Origin of the sequence: Dyella thailandensis (assembly GCF_050749815.1) — a bacterium.
Classification (GTDB): domain Bacteria; phylum Pseudomonadota; class Gammaproteobacteria; order Xanthomonadales; family Rhodanobacteraceae; genus Dyella_A.
Map to the genome: position 1 here is coordinate 3,668,893 of NZ_CP192735.1, position 11,148 is coordinate 3,680,040.

Genomic DNA, 11,148 nt, shown 5'->3' on the forward strand with positions numbered 1-11,148 from the left:
CAGGTTGCGGCAAGCCTAGTAGAGCGACGCGGACAATTCATCCGCGCGCCACGTGCCACGCGAAGCGCGTCTCAGCGGCGGCGGCCGCTGATGCGCACCCAGTCCTCGCGCTTGTCCACACGTAGCTCGTCGAACCATTCGCCGTAGCGCGCGAGCAGCTCGTCCTGCTGGCCATCGAGAATGCCGGAGATGGCGAACGGCGCGCCGGGCTTGGCCGCGGCGGCGAAGGTGGGCGCCAGCTCGCCGAGCGGGCCGGCGAGGATGTTGGCCACGAACACGTCGGCAGGGGCGCCGTCGAAATCGTCGGGCAGGAACACCGCCAGTCGATCGGCCACGGCATTGCGCTCGGCGTTGTCGACCGAGGCGGTGAGCGCCTGCGGATCGTTGTCCACGCCCACCGCACTGGCCGCACCGAGCTTGAGCGCGGCGATGGCGAGGATGCCCGAGCCGCAACCGAAGTCGGTCACCGACTTGCCGGCCAGATCCAATGAGTCCAGCCACTCCAGGCACAGCGCGGTGGTGGGATGGGTGCCGCTGCCGAAGGCCAGGCCGGGGTCCAGTCGCACGACCACGAGGTTCTCGTCGGCAGGCGGTTCGATGTTCCACGGATAGATCCACAACCGCCGGCCGAACGGCATCGGCTGGAACTGGTCCATCCACGCGCGCTCCCAGTCCTGGTCCTCCACTTCCGCAAACGCCAGTTGCGCCGGCTCCAGCCACGGCAGCAGGTCGCCCAGGGCTTCGGTGAGGCTGCGGCGATCGGCGTCGGCATCGAACAGCGCGTTGAGGGTGATCGTCGGCCACAGCGGCAGCTCGCCCACGCCCGGCTCGAAGATCGCCTGTTCGTCGGGCGTCTCCGCGTCCGCATCGCGCAGGGTGATCGAAAGCGCGCCGAGTTCTTCCAGCGCGTCTTCCACGCTGGGCTGCTGCTCGGCGCGGACGGTGAGGGAGAGTTCGAGGAAGGGCATAAGGCGAGGAGTCAGCGAAGAAGAGTGAGAAGTGAGAGAAGTGCGGGGCGGCGCGGAAGAAAAAGAGGCAGGGCGATCGCACCTGCCTCTTGTGCTTTTCGGTGACCGCCGCAGGGTCAGTGATCCGCGGGCGGATGCCCCTTCTGCTCGGCCATGCGCTTTTCCAGGTAGTGGATGTTCTGGCCACCCTGCTGGAAGCCGACGTCGGCCATGATGCGCTGCTGCAGCGGGATGTTGCACTTGACCCCTTCGATCACCGTCTCGGCCAGCGCCAGGCGCATGCGCGCGATGGCGGTGGCGCGGTCTGGGCCGTGCACGATCAGCTTGCCGATCATCGAGTCGTAGTTCGGCGGGATGCGGTAGCCGTCGTACAGGTGCGTGTCCACGCGCACGCCGGGGCCGCCCGGCGCCTCGAAGCGCTTCACCGTGCCGGGCGAGGGCAGGAAGTTGTCCGGGTCCTCGGCGTTGATGCGGCACTCGATGGCGTGGCCGGTGATCTTGATGTCTTCCTGACGGATCGACAGCTTCTCACCACCGGCGATCAGCAGCTGTTCGCGCACCAGATCCACGCCGGTGATCCACTCGGTCACCGGGTGCTCGACCTGGATGCGGGTGTTCATCTCGATGAAGTAGAAGCGGCCGTTCTCGAACAGGAACTCGAACGTGCCGGCACCGCGGTAGCCGATGCGGATGCAGGCGTCCACGCAGACCTTGCCGATCTCGGCGCGAAGCTCGGGCGTGATGCCCGGCGCCGGGGCTTCCTCCACCACCTTCTGGTGGCGGCGCTGCATCGAGCAGTCGCGCTCGCCCAGGTGGATCGCGTTACCCTGGCCGTCGGCCAGCACCTGGATCTCCACGTGGCGCGGGTTCTCGAGGAATTTCTCCATGTACACCATGTCGTTGCCGAAGGCCGCCTTGGCCTCCTGCTTGGTCATGGTGATGGCGTTGCCCAGATGCGCCTCGGTGCGCACCACGCGCATGCCGCGGCCGCCGCCGCCGCCGGCGGCCTTGATGATCACCGGGTAGCCGATCTCGCGGGCGATCTTGATGTTGGTGTCCACGTCGTCGCCCAGCGGACCGCCGGAGCCGGGCACGCACGGCACGCCGGCGGCCTTCATCGCCTTGATCGCCTCGACCTTGTCGCCCATCAGGCGGATCACGTCGGCGGTCGGGCCGATGAAGATGAAGCCGGACTGCTCCACCTGCTCGGCGAAGTCCGCGCGTTCGGACAGGAAGCCGTAGCCCGGGTGGATCGCCTGGGCGTCGGTGATCTCCGCCGCCGCGATGATGCGCGGGATGTTGAGGTAGCTGTCGGTCGAGGGCGCCGGGCCGATGCAGATCGCCTCGTCGGCCAGGCCCACGTGCTTGAGGTTGCGGTCGGCGGTGGAATGCACCGCCACGGTCTTGATGCCAAGGCTGTGGCAGGCGCGCAGCACGCGCAGCGCGATCTCGCCGCGGTTGGCAATGACGACTTTTTCTAGCATGGGAATGGGTTCCGCCGGATCAGGCAATGACGAACATGGGCTGGTCGAATTCCACCGGCTGGCCGTTCTCGACCAGGATGGCCTTGACCGTGCCGGCCACGTCGGCCTCGATCTGGTTGAACATCTTCATCGCCTCGATGATGCCCAGCGTCTCGCCCGCCTTGACCTGCTGGCCGACCTTCACGAACGCCGCGGCGCCCGGGGTGGAGGAGGCGTAGAAGGTGCCGACCATCGGTGCCTTCACCACGTGGCCCTCCGGCAGCGCATCGGCGGCCGGTGCCTCGGCGGCAGGCGCGGCGACCGGCGCGGCAGCCACCGGAGCCGGCGCCACCGCGACCGGAGCGGGCGCGGCCGCAACGGCGACGCCGCCCTTGGGCACGCGCGACAGGCGAACGACTTCTTCGCCTTCCTTGATCTCCAGCTCGGCGAGGTTGGACTCCTCGAGGAGGTCGATGAGTTTCTTGATCTTGCGCAGGTCCATGGGACAAACCTTCTTGCAGGGTTACCGCCCGTGGGCGGCCGGAAAGGGTGCTGCCGGTATGCGACCGGCTAGCGGATGGGGGCGTCGGGCCGGGCCAGGCGGCGGATCGCCGCGTCCAGCGCGAGCCGGTAGCTGTCGCTGCCGAAGCCGCCGATCACGCCCACGGCGATGTCCGCCAGGTACGAGTGCCGGCGAAACGGCTCGCGGGCGTGCACGTTGGACAGGTGCACTTCAATGAACGGGATCGCCACCGCGGCCAGCGCGTCGCGCAGCGCGATGCTGGTGTGGGTGAACGCGCCGGGGTTGAACACGATCATCGCCGTCTGGTCGTCGCGCGCCTGATGGATGCGCCCGATCAGCTCGTGCTCGGCGTTGGACTGGTACCAGCTCAGCTCGTGGCCGGCGGCCTGCGCCTGCTCGGCCAGCGCGCCGTTGATGTCGGCCAGCGTCTCGCGGCCGTAGATGTCCGGCTCGCGCACACCCAGCAGATTGAGGTTGGGGCCATGCAGGGCCAGGATCTTCGCCATGCGACTGCCTTCGCGGAGGCCGGACGGGTCCGGAAGCGGTGCAGTGTGCTAGCCCTGCCCCAACTTGTCCAGTTCGGCGCAGATCGGCGATGTTTGGCGGAGAAGTCCCCGTTAAACCGTGCGCAGACGTATGTGGCCGCTTGGTCTCAGTCCACCGAGCCGCCGGACAGCCAGCGATCGAGCGTGGCCGCGTCCAGCGGGCCGCGATGGGTGGCGAGCAGTCGGCCATCCGCATCGAGCAGCGCGCTGTAGGGCAGCACCTCGGCGGTATCGCCCAGCTGCAGCGAGGTGCTGGGCGAATCGAGCCGCCCCAGCAGCACCGGGTAGTTCACCGGATGGGTGGCGAGGAACGAGCGCACGCGAGCCGGCTCGTCCATCGCGATACCCAGCACCGTGGCCTGGGGATGGGCGCGGGCGGCCTGATCCAGCGCCGGCATCTCGTCCAGGCACGGCCCGCACCAGCTGGCCCAGAAGTTCAGCAGCACGCGGTGGCCGCGGTAGTCGGCAAGCCGGTGCGCGCGGCCATCCAGATCGCTGAGCGGCACATCCGGCGCCACCGAGCCAGGGCTGGCCACCGTCACGCCCGCCGGTACATGGGCGAGGCGGCTGCGATGCTGCAGCCAGCCGCCGAGCGCGGCGGCCAGCGTGGCCACCAGCAGGATCATCCAGGTCGATCGGTTGAACATCAGCGGCTGGCCTCGGTGAGGGCGCGTTCGACGAGACCGCGCGTGAGCACCGTCGGCAACTGCCTGCCTTCGCCGCCGCCCTTGGGAAACACCACGTACAGCGGTACGCCGGGCGAGTGATACTGCTGCAGGAAGGCGGCGATGGTGGGGTTCACGTCGGTCCAGTCGCCCTTCATGTAGACCGCGCCGGTTTTCGCCAGCAGGGCGCGGAAAGCGTCGGTGTCGAGCACCGCGTGTTCGTTGGCCTTGCAGGTGACGCACCAGTCGGCGGTCATGTCGACGAACACCGGCGTGCCGGCTTGGCGCAGCTCGGCCAGTTTCCGCGGGCTGTAGGCGACGACGCCCTCAGCCGCAGCGTCGGCACGCGTGGGCGCGGGCACCTGGGTCAGGTAATACAGCGGCACCGCCACGAGCACCGCCAGCGCCAGCACCAGCGCGCGGCTCAGCGCGCCGCGGCTGCGGCTGCGCTCGAACCACCACAGCGCCATCGCCAGCACGACCATCGCCACCAGCAGCAGGCCGATCGCGTCGGCGCCGCGCTGGTGCGCCAGCACCCAGGCCAGCCACACCGCGGTGAGATACATCGGGAACGCCAGCACCTGCTTGAGCGTCTCCATCCAGCGCCCCGGCCGCGGCAGTCGCCGTGCCAGCGAGGGTACGAAGCCCACCAGCAGGAACGGCAGAGCGAGGCCGACGCCCAGCATCAGGAACACCGCCAGCGCCGCGGTGATCGGCGCGGCAAACGCATAGGCCAGCGCGCTACCCATGAACGGCGCCGTGCAAGGGCTCGCGACAACCACCGCCAGCACGCCGGTGAAGAAGTCACCGGCCGGGCCGGTGCGGTTGGCCAGCGACGCGCCGGTGTTGCCCAGCGTGGCACCGAACTGCACCACGCCGGACATCGACAAACCCACCGCGAACATCACGCAGGCCAGCACCGCCACCACCAGCGGCTGCTGCAGCTGGGCGCCCCAGCCCAGCGCGTGGCCGGCGGCGCGCAGGCCTACGATCACGCCGCCCACCACCGCGAAGCTCACCAGTACGCCGGCCGTGTAAAGCAGGGCGTGGCGGCGCGCGCGCGCCGGACTCTCGCCGCTTTCCAGCACGCTGACCGCCTTGATCGACAGCACCGGCAGCACGCAGGGCATCAGGTTGAGGATCAGGCCGCCGCCAAACGCCAGCAGCAGGGCCAGTAGCAGACCGGTCTCGGGAGCGGGGGCAGTGTCGTCGCTGACGGCGTCGGCGCTGCCGGTGGCCGCGCCGGCGGGCAGGTCGACCTGCAGCGTGCGGGTCATCACCGGATAGCAGATGCCGCCCTCCTGGCAGCCCTGGAACGCGGCCTGCACGGTGAGCTGGCGGCGCCCGTGCAGATCGCCGGCGATGCCGACGGGCACCTCCACCTGGTCGTAGTACACGGTAACCTGGCCGAAGTGTTCGTCTTCATGTGCCGTGCCGGCGGGCCAGGCCGGCACCAGCTTCAGCGCGGGCGCGCCGGGCACACTCAGCGCGGTCTGGTCGCGGTATAGGTAATAGCCCTTGGCCATCGTCCAGCGCAGCAGCAGGCGATCGGGCGCGGTGGCCAGCGCCTCGACGCGGAACGCCTGCTCCGCCGGCAGCGCCGCGGAGCTCGCGCCCAGGGCGTTGCCGGCGTCGATCGCCCGCAGCGCCGTACCGAAATCCTGGCTCGGCGTGACCGCGCCGCCGGTCGCTGCGGGCAGGGCCAGATCCAGCTTTTCGGTGTGCGGCGGATAGCAGATCTTCGGGTCCACCTCATGGCAGCCCTGGTACTGCACCGAGAGGGTCAGCCGCGCGGTGCCGGCGGCCACGGTGTAGGGAATCTGCGCGTCGATGCCGTGGTGATAGGTCTCCACGTCGCCCAGGTATTCGTCGTGGTGCTTCTCGCCGTCGGGCAGCTGCGCCTCACCCAGCGTGACGCCCTCACCGGCGGTGAACTTCATGCGGCCGCGGTAGAGGTAGTAATCCGGTGCGATGTCCCAGTGCAGCTTGAGCATGCCGGGCTGGCTGGCGTCGGCGCTGAGCTTGTAGGCCTCGGTGACCGGCAGCAGATCCTCGGTGGACTGGGCGTACGCAGAAGCGCCCGCGAGCAGGCCGGCTAGGGCGAGCAGCAGGCGGGCGGCGAGCCGTCCGAAAAGCGAAGAAGGCATCACGACTCCAGGCGTGGGACCCGCGGGGACGGGCAGATCGACATTATGAATGAGGGGTGGGTGCGGGTGCCGCGGCGTGGGCGCGCACCCAGTCCAGGTACGGGGCGTGGCCGTCGGTCACCGGCAGCGCGATGAGTTCGGGCAGCTCGTACGGATGCAGCGCCAGCAGCCGCTCGCGCAGGGCGGGGAGGCGGCCGGCGGTGGTCTTGATCACCAGCAGCACCTCCTCATCGGTGTGCACGGCGCCCTGCCAGCGATAGGTGGAGTGCACGCTGGGAAGCTGGTTGACGCAGGCGGCGAGCGATTCGTGCACCAGCGCCTTGGCGATCGCCTCGGCGGTGGCGGCATCGGGGCAAGTGCTCAGGCAGACCAGGATGTCGTCGGGCATGGCGGCGGAACCGGTGGGAAGCGGGCAGCCTATCAAGTGGGGCCGGCGGATCATCGTGTCTATTCGCTCTTGATAACCGGCGGTTACGGCCCAACCTCGCACGCACCCCCACCGAACGCTTGCACAGGCAAGGTGCGGCGCTAAAATTGGCACTCACCGACCGTGAGTGCTAACAATGCGCCGGTCCGGGACCCTTTTTCGTCAACCATCCATTGAGCTGGAGCCACCCATGAGCAAACTGCGTCCGCTGCACGATCGCGTCATCGTCAAGCGCCTGGAAGAGGAGCGCGTCTCCGCCGGCGGCATCGTGATCCCCGACAGCGCCACCGAGAAGCCGACCCGCGGCAAGGTGATCGCCGCCGGTACCGGCCGCATCCTGGAAGACGGCAACGTCCGCCCGATGTCGCTGAAGGAAGGCGATGTCGTGCTGTTCGGCAAGTACGCCGGCCAGGAAATCAAGATCGACGGCGAAGAGCTGGTCTTCCTGAAGGAAGACGACATCGTCGCGGTGATCGAAGGCTGATCAGCCTCTCCCGCCCAACGCTCGCAATCCACCTAACGAATTCGAAGGACATACACATATGGCAGCCAAAGAAGTCCGCTTCGGCGAAGACGCCCGCTCGCGCATCCTCAAGGGCGTGAACACCCTGGCCAACGCGGTCAAGGTCACCCTGGGCCCCAAGGGCCGCAACGTCGTGCTCGAGAAGAGCTTCGGCGCCCCCACGATCACCAAGGACGGCGTCTCCGTCGCCAAGGAGATCGAGCTCTCGGACAAGTACGAGAACATCGGCGCGCAGATCGTCAAGGAAGCCGCTTCCAAGACCTCCGACGTGGCCGGTGACGGCACCACCACCGCCACCGTGCTGGCGCAGGCGTTCATCCAGGAAGGCCTCAAGGCCGTGGCCGCCGGCATCAACCCGATGGATCTCAAGCGCGGCATCGACAAGGCCGTGCACGCCGCCGTCGGCGAGCTGAAGAAGCTCTCCAAGCCCACCGCTGACGACAAGGCGATCGCCCAGGTCGGCACCATCTCGGCCAACTCCGATTCCAACATCGGCGACATCATCGCCACCGCGATGAAGAAGGTCGGCAAGGAAGGCGTGATCACGGTCGAGGAAGGCTCGGGCCTGGAGAACGAGCTGGACGTGGTCGAGGGCATGCAGTTCGACCGCGGCTACCTGTCGCCGTACTTCATCAACAACCAGCAGAGCCAGCAGGTGGAGATGGACGACCCGTTCATCCTCATCCACGACAAGAAGGTCTCCAACGTGCGCGAGCTGCTGCCCGTGCTCGAGGCCGTGGCCAAGGCCGGCAAGCCGCTGGTGATCGTCGCCGAGGAAGTGGAAGGCGAGGCGCTGGCCACGCTGGTGGTCAACACCATCCGCGGCATCGTCAAGGTCGCCGCCGTGAAGGCGCCGGGCTTCGGTGACCGTCGCAAGGCGATCCTGGAAGACATCGCGATCCTCACCAACGGTCAGGTCATTTCCGAGGAAGTGGGCCTGTCGCTGGAGAAGGCCACGATCAACGATCTGGGCCGCGCCAAGCGCGTGGTGATCACCAAGGAAAACACCACCATCATCGACGGCGCCGGCGAAGCCGAGCGCATCCAGTCGCGCATCGGCCAGATCAAGGCGCAGATCGAGGAGACTTCCTCCGACTACGACCGCGAGAAGCTGCAGGAGCGCGTGGCCAAGCTGGCCGGCGGCGTGGCAGTGATCAAGGTCGGTGCCGCCACCGAAGTCGAGATGAAGGAAAAGAAGGCCCGCGTCGAAGACGCCCTGCACGCCACGCGTGCGGCGGTGGAAGAGGGCGTGGTGCCGGGCGGTGGCGTGGCGCTGATCCGCGCGCTGAAGGCCGTCGAAGGCCTGAAGGGCGACAACCATGAGCAGGACCTGGGCATCGCGATCACCCGTCGCGCGCTCGAGGCGCCGCTGCGTGCGATCGTCGCCAACGCCGGCGAAGAGCCGTCGGTGGTGCTGAACCGCGTCAAGGAAGGCACCGGCAACTTCGGCTACAACGCCGCTACCGGTGAGTTCGGCGACATGGTCGAGATGGGCATCCTGGATCCGACCAAGGTGACCCGTTCGGCCCTGCAGCACGCCTCCTCGGTCGCCGGCCTGGCGATCACCACCGAAGCGATGGTGGTGGAAGTGCCGAAGAAGGACGAAGGCCACGGAGCCGCTGGCGGTATGGGCGGTGGCATGGGCGGCATGGGCGGGATGGACTTCTAAGTCCCGTACCACCGTTAGCGTCCCACGAAAAACCCCGCTTCGGCGGGGTTTTTCTTTGCGGGTGCCCGTGAGATGGCGATGCTATGTGACGGCAGGTCGGCGGCAAGCGCGACTCGCTCACCCACGATGGACGAAGGTGGCGGCACACCGACCACCCGATCCGATCCACGGCGGGCCCGGCCGGCCGCAGTAGGGTCCGGGCGCCGTGCCGCTGTCAGTGCGTGGCGCCGGCGCCCAGGTGCGGATCGGCCTGCGGCTCGTGCTCCGGGGTGTCCGCCTGATGCGCGATGGCGCGGGTATCGGGCGGCAGCAGTGCGTCGAGTTTCCCGTCCAGGCGCAGTTGGGACACGCTGGCCATGTCGCGATCGGTGCGGGCGAGGTCGGCATCCGGTGCCGGCTCAGGGGCGTCCGGTGCGTGGGTCAGCGCAGCCAGTTCCGGGCCCACCAGCCGGGTCAGCGCGAAATAGCTGTCGTCGTGGATGCCGGCGGCCTGCAGCAGCAAGCCAGGCAGCATCCACGACGCCACGGCGGTGCGCTCCGGCTTGGCCGCCTTGCGCGGATCGACCAGCAGCCAGGTGCCTGGTTCGTTCAACATGTCGCCGCCGTCGACGAAACCGGCCGTCTGGAACGTATGGGTGAGCGCGGGCAGGTGGTCGCCGTAGAACAGCAGCAGGGTCGGGCGCTCGCGCTTGGCGAGCACGTCCGCCAGGCGCCCCAGTTCCTGGTCGGCGTGGTGGATGTGGTACAGGTAATTCTGTAGCTCCAGCTTGTCCTTGCCGGTGATGCCTGCAGGCACCGGCATCGCGTCGCGCTCGGCGGCATCGGCAGGCATCGTGTCGTACGGACCGTGCGCCTCGATGCTGATCGCGAACAGGAACTGCGGCGGGCCGCTGTCCTTGAGCTGGGTGAGGATCTCATCCGTCATGCCGCGATCGGCCATGTACTGGCCGTCGTTGGCGGTGCCGGCGGGAAACGCCGACTGCGAGACGAATCGGTCGAAGCCGATCGCCTTGAATGCGCTGGTGCGGTTCCAGAACGAAGGATCGTTGCCGTGGATCGCCACCGTCTCGTAGCCGTTCGAACGCAGCGTGCGTACGAGGCCGGGCACCACCTTCGCGTTGAGCTGCAGGTAGGGAAACTGCAGGTCCTGGAAGTAGCGCAGCGACAAGCCGGTGAGCACCTCGAACTCGGTGCGGATGGTGCCGCCACCGAAGGTGGGCACATGCAACGCGCCGCTGACGCCGTGCCGGGCGAGCCGGTCCAGGTTCGGGGTGATCTGCGCGTGCTGATAGCCGTTGAGGATGCTCGGGTCGAAGAACGATTCGCTCTGCACCACCACGATGTCCGGCAGACCGTCACTGGCCACGGCGCCGGTTGCCATCTGCTGGCGCAAGGTGTCATCAGCGCGGCTCAGCAGCTCGCGCGCGGCAGCCTGGTCCGGCTTGCGCGCGCCGTGTCCATATTGCAGGCGGTACATCAGCAGCGAGCTGAGCAGGCCGGAGTGGGTGGCGGTGGACGTGGCCGACCACGGCTCCAGCCACAGCGTGCGGCCGTTGTAGAGCCGCGCCCACGGCATCGTTCCGGCGAGCAGCGTCACCAGCGCGATCAGCAGGGCGGTACCGGCCAGCAGTCGAGGTGCACGCGGACGTTCCGGCAGCAGGCGCGGCTCGCGGCGCCACAGGGCGACGATCAGGACGATCACCACCAGCATCGCCAGATAGGGCCACGGGCTGTGCGGCAGGTACGCTCCCAGCAGATGCGTACCGCCCTTGTTGAGCTGGCCGACCATCTGGAAATCGGCCGGAATCAGCGGAGTGCCGAGGTTGGCCACCTTGAGGTGGTTGACGGCGTACACCGTGCCTTCGGCAGCGAAGGCCAGCCCGAACGAGAGCATCGCGCGGCGCGTGAACGCCAGCAGCGCGCCGGCCAGCAGCAGCCCGGGCAGGGCATTGGCGAGCACGTAGACCGGCTGGTCGAACAGGCGCTGCGGCGCCACGCCGACGCCGCCATCGACCAGCCCGGTGAGCAGCGCGAAGGCCAGCGCCATCAAGGCGAGCACCAGCGCGCCCTGCCAGGGGCGGCGCAGCGAGCTGGAGGCGTTGAAGACAGCGACCATGGCGTCGAAAGGGTTGTCACGGAACAGACGCGCGAGAGTAATTGCGCGGACATGAACCCCGCATGGGGCGCCAGTCACGCATGCGTGAGGTCGCGGGCCGGC

General features: G+C 68.4%; 10 protein-coding genes. 2 read left to right on the forward strand and 8 right to left on the reverse strand.

Translation table 11 applies throughout. The annotated features are described in order from the left end of the window. Positions 1–71: 71 nt before the first annotated feature. From prmA to cutA, 7 genes are all read right to left on the reverse strand, one after another. The gene (prmA, locus tag ACQVBX_RS16690; protein ID WP_431635520.1) at positions 72–968 is read right to left on the reverse strand and encodes a 50S ribosomal protein L11 methyltransferase; all 897 of its coding nucleotides are present in this window, start codon (positions 966–968) and stop codon (positions 72–74) included. Positions 969–1,084: 116 nt separating this feature from the next. Next, positions 1,085–2,452 (reverse strand): acetyl-CoA carboxylase biotin carboxylase subunit, encoded by a 1,368-nt coding sequence (gene accC, locus ACQVBX_RS16695; RefSeq protein WP_431635521.1) that lies wholly within the window; start codon positions 2,450–2,452, stop codon positions 1,085–1,087. 19 nt (positions 2,453–2,471) lie between these two features. Beyond that, positions 2,472–2,933 carry an acetyl-CoA carboxylase biotin carboxyl carrier protein gene (accB, locus tag ACQVBX_RS16700; RefSeq protein ID WP_431635522.1) on the reverse strand — a complete coding sequence of 154 codons (462 nt, stop codon included), beginning with the start codon at positions 2,931–2,933 and terminating at the stop codon, positions 2,472–2,474. 68 nt (positions 2,934–3,001) lie between these two features. Continuing rightward, on the reverse strand, positions 3,002–3,460 hold the full coding sequence (aroQ, locus tag ACQVBX_RS16705; protein WP_431635524.1) for a type II 3-dehydroquinate dehydratase: 459 nt from the start codon (positions 3,458–3,460) through the stop codon (positions 3,002–3,004). A 146-nt stretch (positions 3,461–3,606) separates the two neighbouring features. Further along, positions 3,607–4,146 (reverse strand): TlpA family protein disulfide reductase, encoded by a 540-nt coding sequence (locus ACQVBX_RS16710; protein WP_431635526.1) that lies wholly within the window; start codon positions 4,144–4,146, stop codon positions 3,607–3,609. Then, positions 4,146–6,311, reverse strand: a complete 2,166-nt coding sequence (locus tag ACQVBX_RS16715) for a protein-disulfide reductase DsbD family protein (protein ID WP_431635528.1) — start codon at positions 6,309–6,311, stop codon at positions 4,146–4,148. The genes ACQVBX_RS16710 and ACQVBX_RS16715 overlap by 1 nt, the downstream gene beginning before the upstream one ends. A gap of 43 nt (positions 6,312–6,354) precedes the next feature. Next, the gene (cutA, locus tag ACQVBX_RS16720) at positions 6,355–6,699 is read right to left on the reverse strand and encodes a divalent-cation tolerance protein CutA (RefSeq protein ID WP_431635530.1); all 345 of its coding nucleotides are present in this window, start codon (positions 6,697–6,699) and stop codon (positions 6,355–6,357) included. A gap of 229 nt (positions 6,700–6,928) precedes the next feature. Between cutA and groES the strand changes: the two genes are divergently transcribed. Continuing rightward, on the forward strand, positions 6,929–7,222 hold the full coding sequence (gene groES, locus ACQVBX_RS16725) for a co-chaperone GroES (RefSeq protein WP_049623107.1): 294 nt from the start codon (positions 6,929–6,931) through the stop codon (positions 7,220–7,222). Between the two features lie 58 nt (positions 7,223–7,280). Further along, positions 7,281–8,930 (forward strand): chaperonin GroEL, encoded by a 1,650-nt coding sequence (gene groL, locus ACQVBX_RS16730; protein WP_431635532.1) that lies wholly within the window; start codon positions 7,281–7,283, stop codon positions 8,928–8,930. Positions 8,931–9,144: 214 nt separating this feature from the next. Here the strand turns inward: groL and ACQVBX_RS16735 are convergent, their stop codons facing one another. After that, positions 9,145–11,046, reverse strand: a complete 1,902-nt coding sequence (locus ACQVBX_RS16735; protein WP_431635534.1) for an LTA synthase family protein — start codon at positions 11,044–11,046, stop codon at positions 9,145–9,147. Between the last annotated feature and the right edge of the window lie 102 nt (positions 11,047–11,148).